28 protein-coding genes, 4 tRNA genes and 2 pseudogenes are annotated in these 25472 nt (G+C 53.0%); 25 read left to right on the top strand and 9 right to left on the bottom strand.

Annotated features, from left to right (window positions below; all coding sequences use genetic code 11):
• The 12 genes from wzxE (at position 1) to JZM24_RS07400 (ending at position 9936) form a co-directional block, all read left to right on the top strand.
• Positions 1-1251, top strand: coding sequence for a lipid III flippase WzxE (gene wzxE, locus JZM24_RS07455; protein WP_215669206.1), 1251 nt, complete (start codon positions 1-3; stop codon positions 1249-1251).
• Positions 1248-2333 (top strand): TDP-N-acetylfucosamine:lipid II N-acetylfucosaminyltransferase, encoded by a 1086-nt coding sequence (locus JZM24_RS07450; RefSeq protein ID WP_215669205.1) that lies wholly within the window; start codon positions 1248-1250, stop codon positions 2331-2333. Before wzxE ends, JZM24_RS07450 begins: the two co-directional genes overlap by 4 nt.
• On the top strand, positions 2330-3679 hold the full coding sequence (gene wzyE / locus JZM24_RS07445) for an ECA oligosaccharide polymerase (protein WP_215669204.1): 1350 nt from the start codon (positions 2330-2332) through the stop codon (positions 3677-3679). The genes JZM24_RS07450 and wzyE overlap by 4 nt, the downstream gene beginning before the upstream one ends.
• Before the next feature lie 27 nt (positions 3680-3706).
• Positions 3707-4447 carry a lipopolysaccharide N-acetylmannosaminouronosyltransferase gene (gene wecG / locus JZM24_RS07440; RefSeq protein WP_215669203.1) on the top strand — a complete coding sequence of 247 codons (741 nt, stop codon included), beginning with the start codon at positions 3707-3709 and terminating at the stop codon, positions 4445-4447.
• 121 nt (positions 4448-4568) lie between these two features.
• Positions 4569-4645: transfer RNA gene (locus tag JZM24_RS07435), tRNA-Arg, on the top strand.
• A gap of 62 nt (positions 4646-4707) precedes the next feature.
• Positions 4708-4783: transfer RNA gene (locus JZM24_RS07430), tRNA-His, on the top strand.
• A gap of 14 nt (positions 4784-4797) precedes the next feature.
• Positions 4798-4884: transfer RNA gene (locus JZM24_RS07425), tRNA-Leu, on the top strand.
• Positions 4885-4964: 80 nt separating this feature from the next.
• Positions 4965-5041 (top strand) — tRNA-Pro (locus JZM24_RS07420).
• 908 nt (positions 5042-5949) lie between these two features.
• On the top strand, positions 5950-6702 hold the full coding sequence (locus tag JZM24_RS07415) for a methyltransferase domain-containing protein (RefSeq protein ID WP_215669202.1): 753 nt from the start codon (positions 5950-5952) through the stop codon (positions 6700-6702).
• Positions 6703-6709: 7 nt separating this feature from the next.
• A complete protein-coding gene (locus JZM24_RS07410) occupies positions 6710-7084 on the top strand; it encodes a cupin domain-containing protein (protein ID WP_215669201.1) in 375 nt (124 codons plus the stop codon).
• 1 nt (position 7085) lies between these two features.
• Complete coding sequence (locus tag JZM24_RS07405) at positions 7086-8114, top strand: pyridoxal phosphate-dependent aminotransferase (RefSeq protein WP_215669200.1); 1029 nt, start codon at positions 7086-7088, stop codon at positions 8112-8114.
• A gap of 1 nt (position 8115) precedes the next feature.
• Complete coding sequence (locus JZM24_RS07400) at positions 8116-9936, top strand: MATE family efflux transporter (protein ID WP_215669199.1); 1821 nt, start codon at positions 8116-8118, stop codon at positions 9934-9936.
• Positions 9937-10240: 304 nt separating this feature from the next.
• Here the strand turns inward: JZM24_RS07400 and JZM24_RS07395 are convergent, their stop codons facing one another.
• The 3 genes from JZM24_RS07395 to JZM24_RS19390 are packed head-to-tail and all read right to left on the bottom strand — an operon-like array spanning position 10241 to position 11119.
• Positions 10241-10861, bottom strand: a complete 621-nt coding sequence (locus JZM24_RS07395; protein ID WP_312884946.1) for an alpha/beta fold hydrolase — start codon at positions 10859-10861, stop codon at positions 10241-10243.
• Complete coding sequence (locus JZM24_RS19395; RefSeq protein WP_312884945.1) at positions 10812-10952, bottom strand: alpha/beta fold hydrolase; 141 nt, start codon at positions 10950-10952, stop codon at positions 10812-10814. Before JZM24_RS19395 ends, JZM24_RS07395 begins: the two co-directional genes overlap by 50 nt.
• A complete protein-coding gene (locus JZM24_RS19390; protein WP_312884943.1) occupies positions 10949-11119 on the bottom strand; it encodes a hypothetical protein in 171 nt (56 codons plus the stop codon). The genes JZM24_RS19395 and JZM24_RS19390 overlap by 4 nt, the downstream gene beginning before the upstream one ends.
• 89 nt (positions 11120-11208) lie before the next feature.
• Between JZM24_RS19390 and JZM24_RS07390 the strand changes: the two genes are divergently transcribed.
• From JZM24_RS07390 to JZM24_RS07330, 13 genes and pseudogenes are all read left to right on the top strand, one after another.
• A complete protein-coding gene (locus tag JZM24_RS07390; RefSeq protein WP_215669198.1) occupies positions 11209-11595 on the top strand; it encodes a MerR family transcriptional regulator in 387 nt (128 codons plus the stop codon).
• Between the two features lie 137 nt (positions 11596-11732).
• Positions 11733-12260: a winged helix-turn-helix transcriptional regulator gene (locus JZM24_RS07385; RefSeq protein ID WP_215669197.1), complete on the top strand. Its 528-nt coding sequence runs from the start codon at positions 11733-11735 to the stop codon at positions 12258-12260.
• Positions 12257-13515 (top strand): annotated as a pseudogene (fabF, locus tag JZM24_RS07380) (beta-ketoacyl-ACP synthase II). Before JZM24_RS07385 ends, fabF begins: the two are co-directional and overlap by 4 nt.
• A 731-nt stretch (positions 13516-14246) precedes the next feature.
• The gene (locus JZM24_RS07375; protein ID WP_246580011.1) at positions 14247-14903 is read left to right on the top strand and encodes a helix-turn-helix domain-containing protein; all 657 of its coding nucleotides are present in this window, start codon (positions 14247-14249) and stop codon (positions 14901-14903) included.
• A gap of 60 nt (positions 14904-14963) precedes the next feature.
• Entirely contained in the window at positions 14964-15611 is a 648-nt protein-coding gene (locus JZM24_RS07370; RefSeq protein WP_215669195.1) for a PRD domain-containing protein, read from the top strand.
• Positions 15584-16294: a PTS sugar transporter subunit IIA gene (locus tag JZM24_RS07365; RefSeq protein WP_312884942.1), complete on the top strand. Its 711-nt coding sequence runs from the start codon at positions 15584-15586 to the stop codon at positions 16292-16294. Before JZM24_RS07370 ends, JZM24_RS07365 begins: the two co-directional genes overlap by 28 nt.
• A gap of 63 nt (positions 16295-16357) precedes the next feature.
• Positions 16358-16567, top strand: a pseudogene (locus JZM24_RS19680) (HPr family phosphocarrier protein); the annotation flags it as partial.
• A 42-nt stretch (positions 16568-16609) separates the two neighbouring features.
• Entirely contained in the window at positions 16610-17056 is a 447-nt protein-coding gene (locus tag JZM24_RS07355) for a PTS sugar transporter subunit IIA (protein WP_215669193.1), read from the top strand.
• Positions 17057-17069: 13 nt separating this feature from the next.
• Entirely contained in the window at positions 17070-17384 is a 315-nt protein-coding gene (locus JZM24_RS07350) for a PTS fructose transporter subunit IIB (RefSeq protein WP_215669192.1), read from the top strand.
• 21 nt (positions 17385-17405) lie between these two features.
• Positions 17406-18482 carry a PTS fructose transporter subunit IIC gene (locus JZM24_RS07345; protein WP_215669191.1) on the top strand — a complete coding sequence of 359 codons (1077 nt, stop codon included), beginning with the start codon at positions 17406-17408 and terminating at the stop codon, positions 18480-18482.
• On the top strand, positions 18430-20241 hold the full coding sequence (gene ptsP / locus JZM24_RS07340) for a phosphoenolpyruvate--protein phosphotransferase (RefSeq protein ID WP_215669190.1): 1812 nt from the start codon (positions 18430-18432) through the stop codon (positions 20239-20241). Before JZM24_RS07345 ends, ptsP begins: the two co-directional genes overlap by 53 nt.
• Positions 20242-20385: 144 nt before the next feature.
• Positions 20386-21216, top strand: a complete 831-nt coding sequence (locus JZM24_RS07335; protein WP_215669189.1) for a class II fructose-bisphosphate aldolase — start codon at positions 20386-20388, stop codon at positions 21214-21216.
• A gap of 104 nt (positions 21217-21320) precedes the next feature.
• On the top strand, positions 21321-21728 hold the full coding sequence (locus JZM24_RS07330; RefSeq protein WP_215669188.1) for an ureidoglycolate lyase: 408 nt from the start codon (positions 21321-21323) through the stop codon (positions 21726-21728).
• 61 nt (positions 21729-21789) lie between these two features.
• Here the strand turns inward: JZM24_RS07330 and phnA are convergent, their stop codons facing one another.
• From phnA to JZM24_RS07310, 6 genes are all read right to left on the bottom strand, one after another.
• Positions 21790-22926, bottom strand: coding sequence for a phosphonoacetate hydrolase (gene phnA / locus JZM24_RS07325; protein ID WP_215669187.1), 1137 nt, complete (start codon positions 22924-22926; stop codon positions 21790-21792).
• Between the two features lie 33 nt (positions 22927-22959).
• Positions 22960-23073, bottom strand: coding sequence for a twin-arginine translocase TatA/TatE family subunit (locus tag JZM24_RS20040; protein WP_512699061.1), 114 nt, complete (start codon positions 23071-23073; stop codon positions 22960-22962).
• Positions 23074-23769, bottom strand: coding sequence for a phosphonate ABC transporter, permease protein PhnE (gene phnE / locus JZM24_RS07320; RefSeq protein WP_246579910.1), 696 nt, complete (start codon positions 23767-23769; stop codon positions 23074-23076). It abuts the gene before it with no gap.
• Positions 23762-24457, bottom strand: coding sequence for a phosphonate ABC transporter ATP-binding protein (locus JZM24_RS07315; RefSeq protein ID WP_246579909.1), 696 nt, complete (start codon positions 24455-24457; stop codon positions 23762-23764). Before JZM24_RS07315 ends, phnE begins: the two co-directional genes overlap by 8 nt.
• A gap of 76 nt (positions 24458-24533) precedes the next feature.
• Positions 24534-24758, bottom strand: a complete 225-nt coding sequence (locus JZM24_RS18525; RefSeq protein ID WP_246579908.1) for a substrate-binding domain-containing protein — start codon at positions 24756-24758, stop codon at positions 24534-24536.
• Between the two features lie 218 nt (positions 24759-24976).
• Positions 24977-25411 carry a PhnD/SsuA/transferrin family substrate-binding protein gene (locus JZM24_RS07310; RefSeq protein ID WP_215669185.1) on the bottom strand — a complete coding sequence of 145 codons (435 nt, stop codon included), beginning with the start codon at positions 25409-25411 and terminating at the stop codon, positions 24977-24979.
• Positions 25412-25472 lie beyond the last annotated feature (61 nt).

The raw sequence follows: 25472 nt of genomic DNA, 5'->3' as shown, positions 1-25472 counted from the left end.
ATGTCGCTGGCGAACGCCTCGATATGGAATGCGCTGTCCACGCTGATTAAAATCGGCGCCTGCCTGCTGGTAGTGAAAGTGTTGGCGGTGGCTTTCGGCCCCGACGGCGTGGGGCAGGCGGGGAATTATCGCCAGTTGGTCACGGTGCTGGGCGTGCTGTCCGGCGCCGGCATCTTCAATGGCATAACCAAATTGGTGGCGGAGCACCAGCATCAGCCTGAGCGGCTGCGCGCGGCGTTGGGCACCGGTTCGGCGATGGTCCTCGCCTCCTCGCTGCTGCTGGCGGCGGTGTTCATATTTGCCGCCGATCCGGTCAGCCGCGCGCTGTTCGGCCACGAGCGCTATCAGGGAGCCATCGTCGCGTTGGCGTTTATTCAGCTCGGCATCGCCTACGCCAATCTGGGGCTGGCAGTATTGAAAGGGTACCGCGACGCCGCCGGCAATGCCCTGGCCGTCAGCGCCGGCAGTTTACTCGGCGTCGCGGCCTTCTTCGCCTGCTATCGCCTGGGCGGTTATGCGGGGGCGTTGGCCGGATTGGCGCTGCTGCCGGCGATGGCGCTGCTGCCGGTGCTGTTGATGTTGTGCTACCGCCTTCAAATGCCGCTGTCGTTGTTGTTGCCCGCCTGTGACCGGGGTTATGCCGCGTTGCTGGGCAAGTTCACCGTCATGGCGATCATTACCTCGGTAACACTGCCGGTGGCCTATGTGATGATGCGTAATTTTCTGGCGCGCAGCGAGGGGTGGGCAGCGGTGGGGATCTGGCAGGGCGTCAGCAGTATCTCGGATGCCTATTTGCAGTTTATCACCGCCTCGTTTACCGTTTATTTATTGCCTACCCTTTCGCGATTAACCGATAAGCGGGCGGTGGGACGGGAAATTGCGCGCGCGTTGCGGTTTGTCTTGCCGGCGGTGGCGACGGTCAGTCTGACGCTTTGGCTGCTGCGTGATGTGGCGATACGGTTGCTGTTTTCCGCCGAATTCAGCGCCATGAGCGGTTTATTTGCCTGGCAACTGGTGGGGGATGTTCTCAAAGTGGGCGCCTATGTTTTTGGCTATCTGGTGGTGGCCCTGGCGGCGCTGCGGGTCTATTTACTGGCTGAAATCACCCAGTTTGTCCTGTTGACCGGTTTTTCCCACTGGCTGATTCCGCGTCACGGCGCGCTGGGCGCGACCCAGGCCTATATGGCTACCTATATCGTCTATTTCGCGCTGTGCGGCGGTGTGTTCCTACTTTATCTCAGGAAAAAATGAGTAATTTAATTCATGTGCTGGGATCCGATATCCCGCATCATGATGTGACGGTGCTGCGTTTCTTTAACGATACGCTGGCGGCAATTTGCCCGCCGGCGCAGACCCGGCGTTTTATGGTGGTTGCCCGGGACGGCGCGCCATTTTCCAACCTTGGCCAGCTGGATATAGAACGTTTCGACAGCAAACGGTCATTAACCAAAGCGCTGGTGCGCCGCGCCGCCGCGGCACCGGACGAACGCTATCTTCTGAACGGCCAGTTCAATCCATCGCTGTGGCTGGCGATGCTGGCGGGTAAAATTCGCCCGGCGCGCCTGAGTTGGCACGTATGGGGCGCGGATCTGTATGAAGACTCACGTCGTCTGCGCCACCGGTGGTTCTATCTGCTGCGCCGGCGCGCCCAGGGGCGGGTTGGCCATGTGTTCGCCACCCGCGGCGACCTGGCCTGTTACCGCCAGCGTCATCCGTCGGTGCCGGCTTCGCTGCTCTACTTTCCCACCCGGCTGGCCACGGATATCGCGCGGGTGGCGCCTGATGAGACAGATAATCGGCCGCTGACGCTGCTGGTAGGGAATTCCGGTGATGCGTCCAATCGCCACAGTCAGGCGCTGCGCGCCATTCATCATCGCTTTGGCTCCGGGGTGCGCATCATTGTGCCGATGGGCTATCCCGTCGGCAACGATGCCTATATTGCCACGGTGCGGGCGCAGGCAGAGCGCTGTTTCCCGGCCTGGCAGGTAAAGATCATCACCGAACAGCTGGCCTTTGACGATTATCTTGCGCTATTGCGGCAGTGCGACGCCGGCTATTTTTTGTTTCCGCGCCAGCAGGGTATCGGCACGCTGAGCCTGATGATCCAGCTTGGCCTGCCTTTTGTGCTCAGCCGACACAATCCGTTCTGTCAGGATCTTCTGGCGCAGCAGGTGCCGGTACTGTATGAGGATGACGCGCTCGATGCCGCCATGATCCGTGAGGCGCAGCGGCGCATGCTGGCGCTGGACTCGGCGCGCATCGCCTTTTTCTACCCCAATATCCTGCAAGGCTGGCGCCAGGCGCTGTCCATTGCCGCGGGAGTACCGCTATGACCCTTGCGCAGTTTGGCGGCCTGCTGGTGGTCTATTTATTATCGCTCACGTTGGTGGTGGCGATGACCTACCGGGAGTTTCGGCGGGTCAGGTTCAATTTCAATGTCTTTTTCTCATTGTTATACCTGTTGACGTTTTATCTCGGCTTTCCTTTTACCTGCCTGCTGGTGTTTCGCTACGGCGTCGAGGTGGTCCCGGTAGATAACCTGCTTGAGGCATTATTAGCGGCGACCGCCTTTTACGGCATATATTATGTCAGCTATAAAACCCGCCTGTTCGCTCGCCAGCGCGGCCCGCGGCCGCCCTGGTTTAGCATCAGCCGCACCGAAATCCATGTGCTATGGCTGCTGCTGGCGCTCATCGCCGTAGCAACGGTGTTGATCTTCTTCATGCAGAACGGTTTCCTGCTGTTCCGGCTGCGCGCCTACAGTCAGATCTTCTCAAGCGATGTTTCCGGCGTGGCGTTAAAGCGCTTCTTTTATTTCTTCATCCCCGCCATGCTGCTGATTTATTTCCTGCAGCCTACCCGACGCAACTGGATTATATTTCTTATTACTACGGTTGCTTTCGGCATTTTTACCTATCTGGTGGTGGGCGGCACCCGCGCTAATATTATCATTGCCTTCGCGTTGTTTTTGTTCATCGGTATTCAGCGCGGCTGGATCACGCTGTGGATGCTAGCGGGTGACGGTGTGGTGGCGATCGGTGGCATGTTCTGGCTGGCGCTGAAACGCTACGGACTCAATGTCAGCGGCGATGAGGCGTTTTATACTTTTCTCTATTTAACGCGGGATACTTTCTCGCCCTGGGAAAATTTGGCGCTACTGCTGCAAAACTATGGCCATATCGATTTTCAGGGGTTGGCGCCCATCGTGCGTGATTTTTACGTATTCATCCCCGTCTGGCTGTGGCCGGATAGGCCATCGCTGGTGCTCAATACGGCCAATTACTTTACCTGGGAAGTGCTGGGCAACCATTCAGGACTGGCGATATCACCCACGCTTATCGGCTCGCTGGTGGTGATGGGCGGGGTGGGATTTATCCCGCTGGGCGCTGTCGTGGTCGGGCTTATCATCAAGGGCTTCGACACGCTGTATGAACGCGGCAGGGCGACGGAGAATCGCTACCGCGCATCGCTACTGCAGTCATTTTGCTTTGGCGCGGTATTTAACATGATTGTTTTGGCGCGGGAAGGTGTGGATGCGTTTGTATCACGGGTGGTGTTTTTCTGCCTGATATTCGGCCTGTGTCTACTGATGGCCAAATTATTGTTCCTGCTGTTCCGACATGCGGGATTAATTCGGCCGCGCGCCGCCAGATTAAACGACTACAGCGCTATGCCGTAACCGATTACCCCCCATGGGAAAAACATAATGCATAATAACGACGGGGTACCCCACTATCACATCCGCGGTCTGTCAATTTGTGGGTTTCGCGATCGGGCCGAATTTGTCGATTATTTGTTTGCAGGTGGACGGCCGAAAACCGGCACGCTGGTGGCGATTAACGCCGAAAAAGTGCTCAATGCCGAGCGGGATGCGGCGCTGAAAACGCTGCTCGACCAAGCGGAATACAAATATGCCGACGGCATCAGCATCGTGCGCTCGATCCGCCGTAAATATCGCCATGCCGAGGTAAGCCGCATCGCAGGGGCGGATTTATGGGAAGATTTAATGGCACGCGCCGGCAGGGAAGGTGTGCCGGTATTTTTGGTCGGCGGCCGCCCGGTGGTGTTGATGCAGGCCGAGGCGCAACTGCGCGCACGCTGGAATGTCAACATCGTCGGCCGGCAGGACGGCTATTTTAGCGCCGATGCGCAACCGGCCCTGATAGCACGCATCCGCGCCAGCGGGGCCGCTATTGTCACCGTTGCCATGGGGTCGCCGCGCCAAGAGCAACTGATGCAGGCAATTCGGCGAGAGCATCCTGCGGCGCTGTATATGGGCGTGGGCGGCACCTATGACGTGTTTACCGGTCACGTCAAGCGTGCGCCCAAGGGATGGCAGGATCTCGGTCTGGAGTGGCTTTACCGGTTATTGAGCCAACCATCGCGCCTGCAGCGTCAGCTTAAACTTTTACGTTATCTGGGCTATCATATTAGCGGACGCCTGTAGCCGGTGGAAAGAAAAGGCGCGCCGCCGACCTAAGTGAGCAAAGGGTAACCAAACGCATCATTTCTCGGAAAAATCACTAGACAGCCGGCGCGTAAATCCGTACTATCCACAATGGCGCTACGCGCCCGTAGCTCAGCTGGATAGAGCGCTGCCCTCCGGAGGCAGAGGTCTCAGGTTCGAATCCTGTCGGGCGCACCATCACATTTGTGCCGCAGAGCCGTGGTAAGTCTAATGCCGCGTTGCAATAGTAATCAGTAATGGTGATTGTAGCTCAGTTGGTAGAGCCCTGGATTGTGATTCCAGTTGTCGTGGGTTCGAGTCCCATCAGTCACCCCATTATTAGTGGGCATGCGAAGGTGGCGGAATTGGTAGACGCGCTAGCTTCAGGTGTTAGTGTCTTAACGGACGTGAGGGTTCAAGTCCCTCTCTTCGCACCACATCCTTGATTTGCCAGTATTACCTGCCCGTTTACACCCGGTATGAGCTTGCTCACGGTGGCATGCGCAGCGTTTCACCTCGGCGAGTAGCGCAGCTTGGTAGCGCAACTGGTTTGGGACCAGTGGGTCGGAGGTTCGAATCCTTTCTCGCCGACCATATTCCCCTAAGGCTTGTTAGACGATGTCCAGACAGGTCTTATGAAAAAAACAGCAAGTTATCATAACTTGCTGTTTTTTTATCACTCATCCTCTCATGCGGGTACTGTCTTTACTTTTTCAGTCAAGGTGTGTTGAGTCTCCTGTGGCCGGTTTTGCTGTAACTTTCTGGGGCACCCGCCTGAGGTGCAATGAAGACGTGCCAAAACCGGCCCGCGGCACGCGTGATAGCAGAAAGCAGCCACTTCACTGCGTTTATCATTAGCGCCTCGCAAATCATCCCCCTTGTCAGCCTACATTCTAAAATCCATGCCAATGCTTGTTTCAGCGTGATGGCGAAACGCCAGGCAAAAGACATCTTATTTATTATTAACACTAAAAGAATCAGATAAAATGTTTTAAAATTAATTTATATTATTAATTAATTATAATCAATAATGAAGTGAGTAATAAGCTTTGATATTCACAAAATCCTGAAATTTACTTATCTTTAGGAAAAAGGAATTAAGTATACAAAAAGGTGATTGCTTAAGTGTAATTAAGAGATGCATCACATATTTAATTAAATATGACATGCTATATCTATAAAAGACAATATGAGGATTTTTATTATTTCCTTATCGATCGCAAATTGTCATCAAATATAATACAATATTAATTAGTGTTATTTGAAAGAAGGTAACTGTCTCATCCAACGGAAACAAGGTTGGTCATTTTTGGTGTGTTACCATCTCGGTAAAACCGGTGTGTTGGAACTGTTTACCAATAATGAAAACGTCAATTTGAGGACAATCCATAACTCGTTGTTGGAGGAGAGTCATCCCGAATGGGCCGATACGTTAATCACCTTTGGCATCAAATGTGGGATATTCAGACGGCAACGTGAGGATCAATTAGCGCTAACACAACTTGGTCAGGATATTTAAAAAAAATATCGGTTTTTTTATATGGGCGGTAGGGGGATATGGAGAGCTATTCAGAAAATATCCCTACCCGATTGCCGCCGAGGGAGAAGGCTGTCACGCCTTCGCCCTCGGCGGCAACGTAGCGCAGGGGTCGCGTCTGGCGAACCAGTCGTTTATGTGGGATATCATTACCACCGAGTTTCGTCGGCACCCCATCAAGCGCGTCGCCGATCTGGGCAGCGGGAATGCCGGTGCGTTGATTAGCCTGTGCAAGGTGTTCCCGGAGGCGACGGGGATAGGCATTGATGTCAGCGCCAAGGCTATAGACGATGCGCAGCGAAATATTCTCCGCCACGGACTGCAGGACAGGATCAGGCTTTATAATCAGAACGTCCTGCAAGCGGTAGAGGATCCTGTATTGCAACAGCGTTTTGCACAGGCGGATACCCTGATGACTTTCATTATGATGCATGATCTCTTCAATATTGAAGACCCGATATGGGTATTGAAAAAACTCCGCAGCACGTTCCCCAACGTAAGGGAATTCCTAATTGCCGACACGTTCATATCGGAAGAACAAAGCCTGTCTGATGAAAGCCCCATATTCGTTTACGGTTTTGAATACGTTCATAGCCTGATGAAAATCAAACTGTTCAAAAAAAGCGACTATGAAAATTATTTCGCTGCCGCCGGGTTTAACATAATGGCGACCCACTATCTGAATGTCCCCAATACCTATCTTTTTGTTTTGCAATGAGGCCGATATGGAACAGCAGAAAGCGTATTGCCAGTTGCCAATTTTTCATCACGTCACGGGTCATCATCAGCCGGTGCCTTATTTCCTGACTTCAAACATGTTTGGGGGACTGCCGTTTGAACTGGCGGGGGGCGATATTTCTCTGCAAGTGGGCCAGCCCGTTGCTGAGCCGCATCGGCATGAGGTAGATGAAATTTATTTACTTATCTCACCGGTGCCAGGGGAGGCCGTGATTGACGTCAATATACAGGGTGGTGTGAAAACGTATTCATCGCCCAGCGTTATCCATGTTCCCGCCGGTGCAACGCATCAATTTATTACCAGAAAAGCCGGTCTGGGTAGTTTTTGTTTCGGTATTTTATACCGCCGCGACGGGAGGTAGCATGACCCGATTGCCCACCTTTAATACCTGCGATCGGCACGTGCGGCACCGTTTGCATCTTAACGAAACCGATTCTAAAGTCGTACACCCCCTGCAAACCTGCTTCAACGAAGAATTTGCCCGAATCAGCATTTATCCCGATCCAGAAAACCAGGTCGCCACGGAATGCATCGACCGTCATTACCGCTTGTCCGCCGATCAGCTGCTTCTTGGCAACGGGGTAGACGAAATCATTTTATTAATCTGCCTGTCTTTTTTGCAATACGGCAGGCAAGCGCTATTGAGTGAATCAACTTTTCCCGGTTATCAAGCCGCAGTACGACTGGCCGGCGGACACTGCCTGTGGGTGCCGCTAGATCGTGGCCGCTGCGATCTTCAGGCCTACCGGCAAAGCGTCGGCAGTGGCGCGGCGCTGGCTTTTTTATGCAACCCCCATAATCCCACCGGCACGGTGATGGAAAGTCGGGAGGTGACGACGTTTATCGACAGTATGAATCAGAATAATATTATCCCGATCATCGATGAAGCCTATGTTCACTTCGCCGGCGAAACGCGTTATTCGATTCTGGCGGCGATACGTCAAGGCGCACAAGCGATAATGCTGAGAACGTTTTCCAAAGCGTTCGGTCTGGCCGGGCTAAGGGTCGGCTTCGCCACGGTTGGCCGCTCGGCGCAGGCGTTACCGTTCAGAGTAAATCGTTTCGCTCAGCGGCTGGTGGCAGAAGTGCTCACACTCGGTGCGGTAGACAATACCGTCGCCTGCGTCAGGGGATGGCTTCGGGGGATCATGGCGGCGTTTGACGCAGGGGGAATCGACTATCTGCCTACCGCCACCAATTTCATCTGCTTTAAGCCGCCGCTCGGTAGCGAAGCGCTGCTGGCCCGCGCCCAAACCAATGCGATCCGGGTGCGTGATTGTGCTCCGTTCGGGATGCCGTGCTGGATCCGGGCTTCCATCGGTCAAGAAAGCGATCGCGATACTCTGCTGGAGTTACTGCAGCTTCCCGGCGTTACTGTTTTGGAACCCTGATATGGCAATCGCGAATATCAAGTACCGTTATCAACAAGTGGCGTTAACGGCCGTTCCTTTCATTTTGTTGATGCTTTCGCAAAGTCTGAACAGTTTGATCGATATGTCTATCGTGGGCAGGATAAGCGTTTCCGCCGTTGCGGCAGTGGGGCTGTGCGGCTTTATTTTCTCTCTCCTTACCAGCACCGTCACCGGCATTATGATTAGCGTGCAGACCCTGGTGGCGCGCAATCTGGGCGCAGGCAGTGTGCAGCAGGCGGTGGATGCGCTGCACAGCGCCTGCATGGTGGCGCTGTTGGCCGGTGCGCTGATTATGCTGGCCATTCCGCTGGTACCCGGCGTTATCCGGCTGATAGTGGCTGACGGCGAACTGGCTGAGAATTGTATTACCTATCTACAAATACTGATGTGCGCGGCGCCGGCGATTGGCTGTGTGCGGGCTTTTCGCGGCTATTTCGGCGGACTGGGAGAAAACCGTTTCAGTCTACTCATCATCATCGGTATCTACCTGTGCAATTTCATTATCGGCTACACACTGGTCTCGGCAGGTATGGGTATCAGGGGAGCCGGCCTCGGCACCGTCGCCGCCTGGTATATGGGTACGCTGCTGTTTTTTCTCAGCGGTCACTTGCTGGACGCGGAATATCGCTTTTACACCGTCCACTCTTTGACCGCTCAGTTAAAACCCATCGTCAGTCTTTCCTGGTATGCCGGCGTACAGCAGTTGTTTTTTTCGGGCGGCTTCGCCGTGATGTTTATTATCGCCAGCAGGATGGGGACAGCACCGCTGGCGATCATCACGGTGCTGAATAACCTGATGCTGTTCAGCGTCACACCGCTAATCGGTATTGGTATGGCCTCGGCGGCATTCATCAGCAAATCTCTTGGCGCGGGCCGCTGCCGGGAGGACGGCCGCTGGGGAAATGCGGCGCTGTTGGTCGGGATCACCCTGTTTGCCACGCAATTGCTGCTGTTATTAGATCCGATCACTGTGATGTCATTTTTCCTCCACGATGCCACGCTGCTCGACGGGCAAATCGCGCTGTTACGCGCCACGGTAGCCTGTGTCATTTTTGAGGTGTTTGCGCAGATTTTAAAATTCTCGCTGTTTGGCGCAGGTTATAACCGGCAGATAGCCAAACTGACCATTCCACTGCAATGGGGGGTATTTGTGCCCTCCGCCGGCTATTTGTGTCTGCTACAGCACGGCGCGATCCAATTCATTTCTCCCTCGCGCTATCTCACGCCCTGTATGGGGTTTCAGCAGGGTGAGGCCATTGCCAGCAGTATGCTGTCGGAGGACGAAGCCATTGCCGCGCCGCTTAAGCGCTATGTGGAGCAGGTCATAGCGGCACTGCCTTCGCCGCAAAACTTCGTTTTTCACGCCGAGGTGTTCGAGGACCGGCATGGCGATTTGAAACTGTGCGAAATTGCCGCTCGAGCAGGCGGCGGGCCGGTAATTCCGGCGATAGAAACCGTTTACGGCCTTAACCTGAAGGAAATCGCCTTCAAATCTATTCTCGGTCAGCCGCAGGCGTTGACGTGTCTTGGCAAGCGAAACGGCCGGCTGAGCGGCTGGCTTATTATACCGAACCGCTATCCCCAGGCGCGGGTGGAAAATCTTCCCGCGCACTGTCCTTTTCCTGACGTGGTCAATTACAACGTATTTTATCAAAACGGCGCTGCGTTTGCCGATAGCTACCAGGTTCTGGCGGAAATCATTGTCACCGGCGAGTCTACGCGTCACATTGCGGCAACGCTCTCGCAGGTCATGGCGTGGTTTAATGACACTGTACAATGGCACGCTCAAGGGAATGAGTAGTCCCCCGGGTTGGCGTGGTGGGCCGCCCGTAATAAACGCTCTGCGCCGCACGGCGCCAGCCCCAATCGCTATGGGGCGCTGAATGTCAATGCGCCGGGCAGGGCGACCCGTAAGGTGGATAGCCATTGTCAGCCCGGGCGACCTTTAACGTTGGATAGCCATTGTCAGTCCGGGCAATACCTGCTCTCGAAGACTAATACCCCCAGGGCAATAGCTATCGCCGAAGATGAATACCTTATACCCGGCAATATTTGTCACCGGAGGTGAACACGCCAGCCTGGCCGATGCGCGACGATAGGGATCCCTAGTGTCCCGCCTCGGCAATAAACGCGGCGAGATCGTGATTAAACCGCTGTGATTCCTCAATAAATGGCGCATGGCCGGCGTTGGCGTAAACTATACTGCGGATGTGCGGATTCAGCGCTTTGGCCCGGGCGATGGCGGCTGTCGGATCCACCAGTGCGTCCTTGCCGCCGTACAATAACAGCACCGGTATATTGGCGCGGCCCAAGCCCTGCGGCGCAGCGACATCCAGCGATTGAATGACCTTTTGCATATCCCAGGCGGCCGTGGCGGCATTGGCCAGTAAGCGTTCAAAGGTCACCGTATCGGGTTGATGATAAAAACACAGCCGCAGGAAATCCCGTTCCGCATCCAGATGGGTACGCAAATCCGGCGAAGTCAGATCGCGATACACGCGCGAATGCGGCGGGATCTGCGAGGATGTCAGCTCTATCACACCGTCGACATATAACGCGCCGGCTAATCGGCTGTCGCCATAGTACGCCAGATAATTACTGATAACCGTCCCCCCCAGCGACCAGCCGGCCAGGAGGGCTTTTTGCCCCTGGGTTAACGTCAACACCGTGGCGAGTTCATCGGCCCAACGCCGGTTTACCGGACAGGCCATGCCCGCGCAAATCATAGGTAATCAGGCGGTAGTGCTGCAAAAGTGGGCTGTTGACTTGCGCATCCCAGTTCAGATGGCTCCCCAGTAAGCCGTGAATAAAAATCACCGGCGACCCGGCGGGGGGTTACCGGCCTCCTGCACCGCAATTTTGACGCCGTCTGGCGCGCTAAGGGTATAAAGACGGGTTTGCGCCAACACCTGGTCCTGGATCAGCAGGAAAACAAGGTACATCAGCAAGGCATACAGCTGACGTGAATAAAGAAGTTTGTACATAGATAAAACTCGCTTGTAGGATGGGAGCCTCCAGTGTTAAGCCTGATATCAATGTCAGGGTCAAGAGAAGATGAGAACAGGTCAATGCTATGGAAAAAACCGCTGACGCCACTCCGCTGACCATCGGTAAACTTGCGCGCGTCACGGGCGTCAGCGTGCGCGCCATCCGCCATTATGATGCCAATCAGTTGTTGGCTTCCTTCCGCGCCTGTAACGGTTATCGCTTGTTCCCCACAACGGCGATTACTCAGGTCAGACAAATTCAGCGCATGCTGGCAACCGGTTTCAGCCTGGCGGAAATCCGCGCCTTCCCCGATTGTATGCGGCTGATTGAAGGTGCCGGCGCTTGCAGTGAAACAACGGCGCTACAGCGTAAGCGGCTGGCCGACATTGAAGCGCAGATTGCCGGACTTGAGCGGCGGCGCGCGCGGCTGCTCCGAACCTTGGCGGAGGGCGTGATCCCGCCCCTCGATTAAGGCGATTCTTACCGCCATCATTGCTCCCTACAGGTCAGACTTGTTTAGCTTACACTTGTACGCTAAAGTGACTTTATAGTTACTACATTTATAGTAGTTACTAGGGTTGCAGTATTTATGAGAACAGGCGGAGCGCAATGCAACGAACGCAGTTTGAGAATAGCGACTGTCCTATCGCACAGTCATTGGCGCTGGTGGGAGAGTGGTGGAGCATCCTAATTTTGCGCGATGCTTTTCATGGCCTGACAGAATTTGATGAGTTTCAGCAAAGCCTGCAACTATCGCCGACGATGCTTACCCGACGGCTGAAACATTTAGTGCAGCACCGCATCCTTTATAAGCACCCGTATCAAAGCCGACCGGTGCGATATGAATACTTGCTTACGCCCCGCGGCAAAGCGTTTTTCCCGGTGCTTATCAGTCTGCTGCATTGGGGTAACACGGCGTTTGCCCGTGACGATATCGCGGTGGTGCCCGTGCACCGGCAAACGGGCCTGCCAGTGGCGCCCGTGTTGATGGATAAAATTAGTCAAGAAATGTTGACCCTGGATAACCTGACGTTGGTGCCGGGGCCGAAAGCCGGAGAGAGTATGAAACGGCGGCTAAAAAACTTGCAGGGTTCGCTCTCCCTTGCCGGCTCGCCTAACCTTGGGAATACAGAATGAACCGTCGCATCGTTATCACAGGAATGGGAGCCGTCTCGACTTTGGGCTGCGGCGTGGAAATTATCTGGTCGAGATTGCTGGCGGGTCAATCCGGGATACGGTCGCTGCCGAAGGAGATTGGCGCGCAGTTACCGGTAAAAATCGGCGGCAGCGTGCCGGATAGTATTGCCGATCCGCTGGCGGGTTTTAACCCTGAAAGCGTCGTGGCCCTCAAAGATCAGAAAAAGATGGACCGCTTCATTCTTTTCGCTCTCGCCGCCGCCGAAGAGGCGCTGCGCCAGTCGGGTTGGATTGCCGCTGGGCAACGGCAGCAGGAGCGGACCGCGACCATTATCGCAACGGGAATCGGCGGCTTTCCGGCTATCGCCAATGCGGTCCTAGCCGGGGACCCGGGCGGTTATCGCCGTTCACCATTCCTTCATTTCTGGCAAATATGGCGGCAGGCCAGGTGTCGATTAACTACGGCTTTAAAGGTCCGCTAGGCGCCCCCGTCACCGCCTGCGCCGCAGGAATACAGGCTATTGGCGATGCCGCGTGATTAATTCATTGTCATGAAGCGGATAGCGCGCTGTGTGGCGGCACCGAGTCGGCTATGAATAGCGTCAGCCTGAGGGGATTCGCCGTAGCCCGCGCCGTGGCCACCCATTATAATGATCTGCCTGAACAGGCATCGCGACCTTTTGACAGCGATCGCGAGGGTTTCGTCATGGGGGAAGGCGCGGGTCTGCTGGTTATAGAGGCCCTGGAAAATGCCTTGGCGCGCGGCGCCGAACCTATCGCCGAAATAGTCGGCTACGGTACCAGCGCCGATGCCTACCACATGACCTCTGGACCGGAAGATGGCGATGGCGCCTATCGCGCGATGTCGCAGGCACTGCGTCAGGCGAATATTTTCCCTGAGCAAGTACAGCATATTAATGCCCATGCCACCTCGATACCTGTCGGCGACCTGGGCGAAATTAATGCTATTAAACGCTTATTTGGCGAAAACAGCGCCCTGGCGATTACCTCGACAAAATCGGCCACGGGGCACCTGTTAGGTGCGGCAGGCGGTATAGAAACGCCGTTTACCGCCTTGGCGTTAAGGGACCAGCGGGTGCCTGCGACGCTGAATTTACACCACCATGACCCCGCTGCCGACGGTCTGAATCTTGTTAGCGGCGATGCGATAAGTTGGCCTATGACCTACGCCTTATCGAACGGTTTCGGCTTTGGCGGCGTTAACGCCAGTATTTTACTAAAAAAATGGCAGTAAAATCTGGCCGCCGTTGGCCCGCGGGGATGTTCACCCCATCCCTGGCCCCCTCTCTTTCTTCATGTCCATCTCCAGCTCCAGTCCCGGTCCCAGCCGAGTTGACCTTCCCGCAGACCTATGCTGCCGCCTGTAACCGTCATCGACGTGTTTATTGATGGCACAGCCTACAACCTCTTCTGGGCGCCGGCTGCGCTGATAAGATTCTCAACCTTTCCTTTCCCTTCCCCATCGCTGGCTGTAACCGTTATTTTGGCGCTTATGGCTGATGAAGGTCTGTCACATTCTCGAGCGAAGACCTTGGCGTATTCCTAAGCCCGCGTGGCGCTCGGTCAGCCGCTGCACCAGCGGACCATTAAAGCAGTTTGCCACCTACGCCATGAAAATCGACGCAATAGCGCGGGCTCGGCGTCGGCCGATAATGGGATGGTAAATTTAAAAAAAGCCAGGCCGGCTTATCCCATTTTTTGTGATACAACAAGCGACTACGCTTCTTTGAAATGAAAAAAATGTGACGGCCAATTAAATAATTAGCTTTTTTCAATTTAAAACGTGATCTTGATCTCTGTAATATGGAAAAATCTTCCGAATGTGAAAATATTATGCCCTCAGGTCGCTTTGCTATCCCTGAACGTGCTGGTAATATCAATAATGAATATTGAGGAAACAAGATGATTCCCGCGAAGGAAAAAGCAACAACCTGACGATAGTAGGGTTAAGGTGTAATTACCGTGATGCTATTTACTGTCCGACAAAGAAAGATAATAGAAATCCTGTGGATGGTGAGAGATTTTATCACGGTAAAAGATATTGCCGATGAGATTGCATTCTCGGAAAAAACAGTCAGAAGTGAACTCAATATTATTGGTCATGAAATTCATCACAATAACATAGGTAAGCTTTTCGCTAAAACTAACAAGGGCTTTTTTCTTGATGTCGACAGGGCTGCTTTTGATAAAATTTCAGCGACGTTTATTGATAAACATATAGATAATCGTATTCAAAGTAGATTGGCGCGTGTGCTGGTTATGCTGCTGACGATGACAAAAGTGACGTTGCAGGAATTGGCCGATGGTGCGTATTTAGATAAAAGCGGGCTTAAGAAATACCTGACAGAGGCGGAGCAGTGGTTAGCCCGGTTTGAGGTAAGGTTGCATAAAAGTGAAACTTATTATTCTTTGGAGGCCAGCGAGGCAGCCTTACGTAAGGTTTACTGGCATTTATTTCTTGAATTGAAAAGCCGGCTAAAAAAAGATGCTGCTGCATTAGAAGAAATTCATGAAAGGCATCACATTTCTCTGGATGAAAGTGACTATCTGGCGATTAAGGTACTGTTTAAAAAGGAAATGAACTATTTCGATCCGGTGATAAAAACGCTGGATAGCTTATAAAATCATTTTTTTGTTCACTACACATATGATGCCTTTGTTTGGTTAATCGTCAATCTGTTATTGGCGGTAAGCCGCCAGGATAAAACCAGCGACCCTGACTCTTTGCTGCCGACGGCCTATCTAAGAACAAATAATGCTAGTCCAGAACAGGCAATGGCGATTTATCTCTGCCAGCAATTGAAAATCGCGGCCGGTGGACGTTCCGCCACGCTGGAGCGCCATTACATAACCGCCTGTCTTTTATGCTGTGAGCTTAATGAAATTAAAGAAAAAAATTTAATAGAACAGGTTATCTCTTCACCGCCGGACATCATGGAGGTTACACAGCGGTTTATCCTTTCACTGAGCAATATAGTCAGCGGTGAGTTGGTGCGCGATAAGTCTTTATTATCAAGGTTGATTCTTCTGATCCGCCAGATGATTTTCCGGCTGACGTTCAAAATGAACAACGTAGAGACTGAGTCCGCTCAGCTTTTGGTCAGGCAAGTTAATCTTTCTTATTTGGACCTTTTTCTGGAGATTGAATATTTTATCCGCCTTTTCGAGAAACAATACGGCACCGCCTTTACCGATCATGAAATTGGTTTCATCACACTTTGCATAAAGAATGCGCAAAGTTTATCCATGAAAAAATACGCGTTGCGATTGTATGTAACTATGGTATCGGTGTTTCACAATTTGTGGCGCAGAAAATCCAGCGTGCCATAACTCAGGTTGAGATTGTTGACATCTTGTCAGTCCGGGAAATGTACCGCCTTGATAGCAAATTTTGTGATTTGGTCGTCGCTACCGTTCCCGTGAATTTGCCTAAAGAAACCACGGTCCAGGTAAACGATGTCTTGCTGCCTTATGACCTCGCCGTCATCAAGGACGCCGTGAAAAAAATGCAGAAAAGCAAAATGCTGGAAAGTGTTCTGTCGCACGGGAAAGTTACCGCAAAGCGCTTTCAAGCTTACATATTGCCAGAGATGACCTTCATCATGGAAGGCGCAATGGATAAAGGGACGCTATTGACCACCCTGTGTCATGCCGCCGTGGCGCAGGCGCTCGTTGAGCCCGATTATCTTCAGTCAATTCTTGCAAGGGAGAAAATCTTTTCGACGGAGATTGCGGCGGGCGTGGTGTTAACTCACGGCGCTCCGGTTCTGGTCAAACAAAATTTTATCTCCCTGACGCGGTTAGCGACGCCCGTCTATTGGCAAGAAGGGCGAGCGTGCGACGTTATTATACTTGTCGCTTTTAAAAAAGCGGCTGACGGTAAAATAGATAGTAGTATCGCCGGTTTCTACTCAATGTTAGCGCGTTTAGTGGACAATGAGTATGCCATGAAAGCACTGCGGCAATGCAAAACGCCCGGGGAATTATACCATTATTTTATCAGCCAACATTGAAAAGAGAGGGAGAGGATGAAAACCCACGAAGTCATAATTCAGAGTGAATAGGGATTACATGCCAGACCGGCGGCGGACCTCGTTGATAAATCCAAAAGCTTTACAAGCAAAATCACGCTTGAAAAGGATGGGGAAACATTCAACGCCAAAAGTTTTACTTCGGTGTTAAGCATGGGGGCATGCAAGAATGATAAGGTTATCATTATGGCGGAGGGGAATGACGAGGCGTTTGCGATTTCGTATCTCACCCGCTTGCTTAATGCCGTGCAGTAATGAACAGGATGTTTGTAGCGGATTAACGTTAAGGTTGTCATTATGATACTTTCAGATGTTATCAATAAAAATGCCATACAGGTCAACATGCGAGCGCAAAACAAAGAGCAAGCCATTAGCATGTTGGCGGCGTTATTGCAAAAAGATGGCGCAGTTAAGGATAGTGAAAGGTTTATCCAAGATGTCTATCAACGTGAGCGCGAGGGCAAGACTGGCATTGGTGGTTATATCGCGATTCCTCATGGGAAATCCGAGTTTGTCGCCCATACCTGTATCGCCATTGGTTTATTGGATCAACCAATTAATTGGGAATCTTTGGATGGTAACCCGGTAAAAGTCGTTATTTTATTTGCGGTGAATAAGAAAGATAAGAATGATTATTCTGTCAAAATGATGTCGCAGGTTGCACGCATGCTTGGCAAGGAAGAAGTCTGTGCACAACTGTTGTCGGCGAAGTCGGCCGAGGAATTGATCTCTATATTTAATTAATCCGGAGTGTGATATGAACATCGTCGGAATTACCGCCTGTACTGCGGGCATTGCCCATACCTACATTGCAAAAGAAAAATTAATCCAGGCGGCGATTAGCCTGGGTCATAATATAAAAGTTGAAACGCAGGGCTCAATTGGCGTTGACGATAAACTGAGCGCCGAGGATATCGCCAATGCTGATATCGTCATTTTGGCGACAGATATCTGCATCGGCGGCCCGGAGAGATTTAAAAACAAGCATGTGGTCGAAGTGCCAATCGCAACGGTTGTAAAGTCACCTAAGTCCCTGATCCAGAAAATTCAGGAAAAAATGGCTAACGGCTAATATGATTGATGAGGCAATAAAATGACTTACGGTATCGGTTTTAAAAAGCACATGCTTACCGGCGTATCTTATATGATCCCGGTGGTAGTAGCTGCCGGATTGTGTATGGCGATCGCGAAAATTTGTGGTGGCCCTTTTGTTGCTAATGCCACCGAGACGGTGCCCTGGTTTATTAATCAACTTGGGGTAGTGGCGATGGGATTGGTCGTCCCGGTGTTGACCGCAGGGATTGCCTATTCTATTGCTGAAAGACCGGGGATAGCGCCAGGTCTGATCTTGGGTTTTATCGCTTTGGAAATCAAGGCCGGCTTTTTGGGCGGTATGCTGGCGGGTTTTCTGGTCGGTTATGTGATATTGGCGATACGACGTTTTCTCAAATTACCGTCCAGCATGCAGGGCTTGATGCCGGTATTGTTCATCCCGTTGTTATCCACGTTGGTTGTCGGATTGGCCTTTTATCTCATCGTTGGCAAACCGGTGGCGATAGCGCAGGCCGCGGTTATCGATTGGATGAGCAGCCTGATGGGCGGATCCAGAATGGTACTGGGGGCCATTATTGGCGCCATGATGGGTTTTGATCTGGGTGCTCCCGTTAATAAATCAGCCTCTTTATTCTCGAATGCCATGCTGGCACAGGGGATCTATGGTCCCGAGGCGGCCAAAATTGTCGCCGGCATGGTACCGCCTATCGGCGTGGCGATTTCGGTATTTATCTCGCGGCGTAAATGCTATTCCCAAGGGGAAATTGATGCCGCTAAGGCCGCCTTTCCGCTAGGTTTATGCTTTATCACCGAGGGCGTGTTGCCTTTTGCCGCCGCTGATCCGCTGCGGGTTATCCCTGCGTGTATGGCCGGGGCCGCCGCGGCCTGTGGTCTGACTATGTTGTGGAATGTCACCAGTACGGTTCCCCATGGCGGCATTTTCGTTATCCCGATTATGGGTAATCCCTGGGGCTTCGTCGCCGTGCTGATTCTCTGTAGCCTCATTACCGCCGCCGTCCTGACCATCCTGAAGCCGGTATTAACCGCTACCGATGCACAATCGGATGCAGAAGATGAGCCGGAAATCGATGATTTTGAAATCAGCATCAAACAGTAACCGGCATCAGGGCATTCATTTATTACATTCGAGGGTCACCATGTACAGCATACAGGGCATTGGAGCAGCGGCGGGAATGGCAATCGGTAAAATACAGATCATCCGTCCGGCAACGCTGTCGCTCCCCGCCGAGGTAAAAGGCACGCCTGCAGATGAATGGCAACGCTTGCTTGCGGCTCAGCGTCAGAGCCTGAAAACGATGTCTGATTATCATGAACAGGCGCAACAACGTTATTCGCAAGAGATGGCGAAGATTTACAAAGCCTATTGGCTGATGCTAGATGACGAGGTTTATCTCGATAACATCAAAAAGTATATCGATGCCGGAGAGCGGGCAGAGCGCGCCGTTGCTCTCGAAACCGAGCGCTTGTGCTGTAGATTGAGCAAAACCCAATCGGCTTATTTAGCCCAGCGGGCAGAAGATATTCGTGCCGTACAACACAGGCTGATTGCGGCGTTGGGCTCTGCTGACAAAACGGAATCTCCCGCTCCCCAGGAGGCAAGGATTATCATTGCCGAGAAATTGACACCGGCCGATACCCTGGTTTATACGCCAGAACAATTGCAAGGATTTGTGACCTGCGGTGGCGGTATTACCTCGCATTCCGTCATTCTGGCGAAAGAGTTAGGTATTCCCGCCATTGTCGGCGCCGAGATGGCTTTAGACGAGTTTACGGACGGGCAGTGGGCGGTACTGGATGCCGACAGGGGCAGACTTTATATCGATCCGGATGAAACCTGCCTTGCGCAATACCGGCAAATGCTGAAGGCGGCCGCCGAGAAAGAGGAACAAATGAAGCGCTTCGTCTCGACGGCAGCGCTCCAACCGGGACAGGTCAGCGTTTGTGCTAACATCACCGCTCTGAGCGAGGCGCAAAAGGCCCTGGAGCAAGGCGCTGATGGCATTGGCCTGGTGCGTACCGAATTTCTGTATATGAACCGCGATGCATTTCCCAGCGAGAGCGAGCAGTTTACCTTTTACCAAACACTGGCTTTAATGATGCCGGAAAAAGAAATTGTCATCCGTACCCTGGATATCGGCGGCGATAAACAGGCGGCTTATATCGGTATCCCGGCGGAGGAGAATCCGTTTTTGGGGCATCGAAACATACGTTACTGTCTGGAAAATCCAGACGTCCTCTCTTGTCAATTACGGGCTATTCTGCGGGCTTCAGCCTTTGGCCAGCTAAAGATCCTGATTCCGATGGTGACGACGCTGGAAGAGCTGTTCGCCACCCGAGCGCAATTGGAACGTGAAAAGGCACGGCTACGGCAGGAGCGCATCGCTTTTGATGAAAATATTGCTCTGGGAGTCATGATTGAGACGCCGGCGGCGGCAATAATGGCGGATGTGTTTGCCGCCCACTGTCATTTCTTTAGCATTGGGAGTAATGATTTGACGCAATATATTACGGCCAGCGATCGTAATAACAGTAAAACCCAGCATCTATATTGTCCGCATAATCCTGCCGTTTTGCGCATGATAAATCATGTTATTTCATCCGCGCGTAAGCATGCCATTCCGGTACACGTTTGCGGTGAAATTGCCTCTGATGAAAAGATGATCCCTTATTTGATAGCGGCAAGCGTCGATGAATTAAGCGTGACGCCGTTGAATATTTCAAAAGTCAAATATTTGGTAGCCAAAAGCGCACAGACGTCAGATATCGATTGGCTTGCGAATATTATGTCGATTTGCGAAATTGCTAACCTGGAACGTGAATTGAAAAAAAGAAGTGATGAGGTAATGGCGCTTTAGTAAAGCCCGCTTTCATATTGCTAGATACTTTACGGCTATTTGATATTTATCAGAAAGCGGAATCGCTATTGCCTAACTGTCCTTAAGTCAATAAACACTATTGGGGTAATATTATGTATGTAACCATGAAAACCATATTGGACGATGCAAATAAACATTTTTTACGGGGTGATCTCTGCCAGCGTGATTAACCTGGAATTAGTGCGCGGTGCAATCAGGGCGGCACAGGAAGAGAATGCACCGATCATCATTAATATTGTCCAGGGGCAAATGAGTAAACATGGCGATGGCGAAATCATTTCCGGTATCGTCAGGACGTTAGCCGCGCGGGCAACGGTACCCGTTGCGCTGAATCTTGACCACGGCAAAGACTATGAGCGGATTACGCATGCTTTTCGCCACCAATTTTCTTCTATCATGATTGATGCCTCCGAATACCCGCTGGAAGAGAATATTCGTCGCACCAAAGAGGTCGTGACGTTATGCCATTCGCAGAATGTCACGGTGGAAGGTGAAATCGGTTTTATCGGTCAAGCGGCTAACGCTGATGAGAAAAAGCTGGATCTCTTTACCCGGGTTGAGGACGCGGTGTATTTCTTCGAGGCTACCGGCGTCGATGCCATGGCTATCGCCGTAGGCACCGTGCACGGAAAATACCCTTCACATCTTGCACCCAAGATAGATTTCGATCGCATTTCGCAAATCAAGCAGGCGACCGGTAAGCCGTTGGTGCTGCATGGCGGTTCTGATTCCGGAGAAGATAATATCCGGCAGGCGGTGGCGTGCGGTATCAACAAAATCAACGTCTGTACTGATACCTTTGTCGGTTGCAAGGAAGGTTTAAAAACCATACTGCAAGAAACGCCCGATGTCGATTTTATGACGATGATGATCAACATGGAAACCACGGCCAAGAATATCTTGCAAAAGTATATTTACATTTCGGGTTCCAGCGGTAAAGCGGCGAATTTCTAGTCGTCGTTGTTGCACGCTTTATTTGTTTTGCCTGGGTGTATTTTTGGCGCTCTGGCAGGGGTTCTCTCAACCTGTCCAGAGCTTTTTTAAAAGGAGTGACGCTTATGTGCCATCACGCGGTGACAATTACCGAACATGAAGGCAGCGGTTTAAAGATGATGGTCGAGAGCGATGGCTGGTTTGTCGGCATCAAAAATTGGAAGCCTGAAAACGATTTACACAACCTCGATTGCCTGGAACGTCATCTGCTGACCGATGAGGTCTTTATTTTACTGGCCGGCCGTTGCACGCTGGTTATCGCGGAAAAGGATGACAATGACCAGTTGTCGTTGCGGGCTATCCCGCTCCAACCCCATAAAGTGTATCGTGTTGCGAAAAGCGTTTGGCATAACACCATTACTTGGCCCGGGGTGAAATTAGCGCTGATTGAAAACCGCGATACCGGCGTTGCTAACAGTGAGTTCATGCCTCTTGATGAACACCTGCGGGCAGAGCTCAGCGCTGTCCTGTAGCCCGGAGGGATGTCCGGAGCCGTTGCACGGCCCCGGAAAGTTGGTCCCGCAGGCGTTAACGCTACCGCCTGCGCCCGCCGCGGGCGCGTAGGCGATGACCTTTAAGGCCTTCAAGGTCATGCCGTTCGGCACTGCTGCCGATACAGACGTTCTTTTTCGTCACCACCACCACGTCCGCTTCTCTGTCTTCAGGTAAGTCAAAAAGACGGCAGGCCGTCGTTTTGTTCAGGGCGTAATCGATGCCTTCAATAGCATGAATGCGATCGATTATCGCCTGTACGTTGACGTTCCCTTTGCTCCACACCCGGACGAAGCTGCCCAACGCGCCGTGGTGCGCGACAAAGACGTCGGTGATGTGGCATATGACCGTGGTTTCTCCCGTGCCAAACTCGGCGTCGAGTATTTCCTGAAGCCAGATGACATTCGGCTCGTCCCGGTCGTTGCTCTTGTCGCTCATGCCATGGTCGGCGATAAGCCCCAGCACGATATCTTGCTGCGCTAGCCGGCCAAAAGCCTCATCAAGCTGCCGATAGAATGCCAGCGCCTCGGTTTCCTGCGGCGCCCATTTATGCTGTACGAAATCGGTAAGGGAAAGGTACATCACATCGGGACGGCGGTCCTGCAATAAGCGGATACCGGCCTCCAGCACGAACAACGACAGCGCCATAGAGTACATGTCGGGTTTGGGCATGCCGATGTAGGCCAACACGTCCTCGATACCGTTTTCAGCCAGCGTACAGCGGTCGGCATATTCGTAAGAAAAGCTGATATGGCCCTGGCTAACGTCCAGCCCCTTGCCCAACTGACGGCGCAGCTTATCCTTCGCGGTAATGGAAACCACCTTGGCACCGGCGTTGGCAAACCCGGCAAGAACGGTCTCTCCCCGCAGCAGTTCCGGTCCGGTCATGACCACCGGTTCCCAAGTGTGGGTATCCAGATAAAAATTCCCTGAAATACCGTGTTGCGACGTGGGTACCCCCGTGATAATCGACATATTATTCGGACAGGTGAAGGAGGGCATGGCGCTGGCCGCCACCGCCGCATAGCCTCGCTGAATGAAACGTTGAATATTGGGGATTGCCCCCGACGCCAGATAGGTTTGCAGGTATTCGGGATCGCCGCCGTCAATGCATACCACGACGACGGGGCGTTCGGGATGGCGGTAGGGTATACCGTTGATAGTGAGGGTTTGGTTCATGCTTTTTCCTTTCAAACAATGATAAAGGGCGTTTTACCGCCTGGGGGTCAGGAGCGAGGATCGGGCATAGGAGGAGAGTTGTTCCACGCCCAATACCAACAAGAAAATCATCAAAATGATGGTGGCCTCCTGATCGAAACGGAACATTTACATGGCGATCGCCAGCTCGGCGCCAATGCCGCCCGCGCCCACCAAGCCGAGTACCACCGAGGAACGTACCGCTTTTTCACAGGAAAACAGGCTGCTGTTTATTAGACTGGGCAGCGACATCGGCAAGGCGGCGCAGACAATAATGGCCGTGCGTGATGCACCCATTGCCGCCAGGGCCTCCGGCGGGCCTTCATCGACTTCTTCGATGGCTTCGGCAAAAAAGCGGGCGCAAAAGCCGACCGTATCCATGATGAGCGTCAGCGTCCCGGCGAAAGGGCCAAGACCGACCGAGGCGACGAAAAATAACGCCCAGGCAAGATCCGGCACCGTGCGAATAAAACTTACCGCTCCCCGAATAGCGGTTCGGATGGCGGGATGCGGCGTGTAGTTTTTGGCCATCAAAACCGCTAATGGCAGACTCAGCACAATGCCGATGAGGGTGCCGACCAGCGCCATCTGAAAGGTTACCAGCAGCGCATCCATCAGCGGAAGGGCGCGGTCCGTGGCGGGGGGGACCATGTCTTTGGCTATCACCGCCATATTCGGTAAGCCGCGCAGAAACTGCGGCACGGATATCCCTGCGGCAGATAACGACCAGGCAAAAAAGACCACAAAGGCGGCAAACAGCAGCGATTGGCGCCATGACGGTGACGTCCATCGTCCCGGTAGACTGGCGCGCGGTTCTTCACTCATACAGGCCTCGTAATTGTTCAAGATTAAGGTCGCGGCCCGGCGCATCAAGATTCAGGCGCGCGTTTTGCAATCCCAGGATGCGATCGGCATAGCACAGCGCGTGCGCCATATGATGCGTCACAAATACCAGCGTGATGGATTCGCGCCGGGCGAGTTCGGAAAACACCTGCATGACTTCTTCCCCGGCGCGCGGATCCAGGCTGGCGACCGGTTCATCGGCGAGAATTATCCGCGGCTTTTGCATCAGCGCGCGGGCAATGGCGACGCGTTGGGATTGGCCGCCGGACAGTTCGTTCACGCGGCGTCCGCTAAGCGGTGCGAGTTTCGCCTGCTCCAGGCAGTGCATGGCATAATCCCGATGTTCGCGGGTGGCGATGCTGTGGAACCACATGCGCGGCGTACGTGAACAGGCCATTCCGCCGTGCAGTACGTTGGTCAGCACGGAAAGCCGATTAACCAAATTGTGTTTTTGAAACACAAACCCCACCCGCGCCCGTGCTCTGGCCAGGTCGCGATAGGACAGACCGATAATGTTTTTGCCGGCCAATTGCACGTCGCCGGTGTCGGGCTCAATCAGGCGCATACAGCAGCGCAGTAGCGTGCTTTTCCCGGCGCCATTGCCGCCAATAATGGCAACGCGTTGTCCATAAGGGATGTCAAAAGAGACGTCTGACCAAACGGGAGGCATTCCCGTTCCGAATCCTTTACTCAGTCCCCGCACGCGCAATGCCACGGGACTTACTGACCGATCGGCGGCTGACATGTCATTCACCAATGAAGTCGGCATATTCTGGGTAACCCGCGGTGCGATACATGGCCCGCACGACGTTGTAATCTTTATCCGCCATCGCCGTGAGAAAACGCATGCCCTGATAGCGCTTAACATGCTCAGCCCCCTGACCAATGCTGGCGATAATCGACGCCGAATTGTCGATGATCGCCTGACGCAACGAACGGATAGTCTCCGGCGGCACATGGGCACCCGCCATCAGCAGATCGTTAGGGAGATCGCCGCTGCGGGCGAGAACGCGGTAGGCGTTCTGCTGTTCCTTTGGCGCTTGGCTCAGGAAACTATCTCGGAACGCACCATGCCGATGGCGTCCAGCGTGCCATTGTTCAGCGCCTCCCAGGCCAACCGCAGGTTGGTATTGGTGATGGCGGTATCCTTAAGCGGGTTCAGACCGGCATCGGCCAGTAATTGTAGTTGTCATAAATGGCGCGATGTGGAACCCACCGAACCCATACCGATGCGCTTGCCCTTAAGATCCTGCGCGGTGAAATACGGGCTATCGGCCTTGACCACAATGAGCGAATAGTAATCATGGCGGTAAAGTCCCACCACCACGCTGGCGTTGGCGCGTTTTTGCATCACCACATATTCGGCCGGGCCTGCCAGAACGAAGTCCACTTTTTGAAACCGTAGCGCTTCCAGCGCCGCCGTGCGGTTGGTTACCGGCAGAAACTGGATATCCAGACCGCTAGTACGTTCAAGCTCCTGTTTGAAGGGCCCAAATTCTCGCTGCAGCTCCTCCAGACCGACCAGATCCGTCACCGCCAATCTGACGGTCTGTGCCTGAGCGCCCAGCGCCGTTCCGACCAGGGTTAGCGTCAACAGGGTGTAAGCCAAACATTTGCGTAGCATGGTTCATCTCCAATAACAGCATTAAGGTGTCGTGTGACATGCTAAGGGAGGATTATTGCAT

The organism is Candidatus Sodalis endolongispinus, from assembly GCF_018777395.1.
GTDB classification, from domain to species: Bacteria; Pseudomonadota; Gammaproteobacteria; order Enterobacterales; family Enterobacteriaceae; genus Sodalis_B; species Sodalis_B endolongispinus.
This window is presented reverse-complemented; position numbering and strand designations above follow the sequence as displayed.

Bases quoted from the DNA above. Each gene is read 5' to 3' on its own strand.
- ptsP (WP_215669190.1), top strand. From the start codon at position 18,430: ATGCAGAAGATGAGCCGGAAATCGATGATTTTGAAATCAGCATCAAAC.
- JZM24_RS07410 (WP_215669201.1), top strand. From the start codon at position 6,710: ATGGAACAGCAGAAAGCGTATTGCCAGTTGCCAATTTTTCATCACGTC.
- JZM24_RS07350 (WP_215669192.1), top strand. From the start codon at position 17,070: ATGAACATCGTCGGAATTACCGCCTGTACTGCGGGCATTGCCCATACC.
- JZM24_RS07335 (WP_215669189.1), top strand. From the start codon at position 20,386: ATGCAAATAAACATTTTTTACGGGGTGATCTCTGCCAGCGTGATTAAC.
- JZM24_RS07355 (WP_215669193.1), top strand. From the start codon at position 16,610: ATGATACTTTCAGATGTTATCAATAAAAATGCCATACAGGTCAACATG.
- JZM24_RS07315 (WP_246579909.1), bottom strand. From the start codon at position 24,457: ATGCCTCCCGTTTGGTCAGACGTCTCTTTTGACATCCCTTATGGACAA.
- JZM24_RS07400 (WP_215669199.1), top strand. From the start codon at position 8,116: ATGGCAATCGCGAATATCAAGTACCGTTATCAACAAGTGGCGTTAACG.
- JZM24_RS07395 (WP_312884946.1), bottom strand. From the start codon at position 10,861: ATGATTTGCGCGGGCATGGCCTGTCCGGTAAACCGGCGTTGGGCCGAT.
- JZM24_RS07450 (WP_215669205.1), top strand. From the start codon at position 1,248: ATGAGTAATTTAATTCATGTGCTGGGATCCGATATCCCGCATCATGAT.
- wecG (WP_215669203.1), top strand. From the start codon at position 3,707: ATGCATAATAACGACGGGGTACCCCACTATCACATCCGCGGTCTGTCA.
- phnE (WP_246579910.1), bottom strand. From the start codon at position 23,769: ATGAGTGAAGAACCGCGCGCCAGTCTACCGGGACGATGGACGTCACCG.
- wzyE (WP_215669204.1), top strand. From the start codon at position 2,330: ATGACCCTTGCGCAGTTTGGCGGCCTGCTGGTGGTCTATTTATTATCG.
- wzxE (WP_215669206.1), top strand. From the start codon at position 1: ATGTCGCTGGCGAACGCCTCGATATGGAATGCGCTGTCCACGCTGATT.
- JZM24_RS07375 (WP_246580011.1), top strand. From the start codon at position 14,247: ATGCTATTTACTGTCCGACAAAGAAAGATAATAGAAATCCTGTGGATG.
- phnA (WP_215669187.1), bottom strand. From the start codon at position 22,926: ATGAACCAAACCCTCACTATCAACGGTATACCCTACCGCCATCCCGAA.
- JZM24_RS07330 (WP_215669188.1), top strand. From the start codon at position 21,321: ATGTGCCATCACGCGGTGACAATTACCGAACATGAAGGCAGCGGTTTA.
- JZM24_RS20040 (WP_512699061.1), bottom strand. From the start codon at position 23,073: ATGTTCCGTTTCGATCAGGAGGCCACCATCATTTTGATGATTTTCTTG.
- JZM24_RS07390 (WP_215669198.1), top strand. From the start codon at position 11,209: ATGGAAAAAACCGCTGACGCCACTCCGCTGACCATCGGTAAACTTGCG.
- JZM24_RS07310 (WP_215669185.1), bottom strand. From the start codon at position 25,411: ATGCTACGCAAATGTTTGGCTTACACCCTGTTGACGCTAACCCTGGTC.
- JZM24_RS07345 (WP_215669191.1), top strand. From the start codon at position 17,406: ATGACTTACGGTATCGGTTTTAAAAAGCACATGCTTACCGGCGTATCT.
- JZM24_RS18525 (WP_246579908.1), bottom strand. From the start codon at position 24,758: ATGGCGGGTGCCCATGTGCCGCCGGAGACTATCCGTTCGTTGCGTCAG.
- JZM24_RS19390 (WP_312884943.1), bottom strand. From the start codon at position 11,119: ATGTACAAACTTCTTTATTCACGTCAGCTGTATGCCTTGCTGATGTAC.
- JZM24_RS07385 (WP_215669197.1), top strand. From the start codon at position 11,733: ATGCAACGAACGCAGTTTGAGAATAGCGACTGTCCTATCGCACAGTCA.
- JZM24_RS07405 (WP_215669200.1), top strand. From the start codon at position 7,086: ATGACCCGATTGCCCACCTTTAATACCTGCGATCGGCACGTGCGGCAC.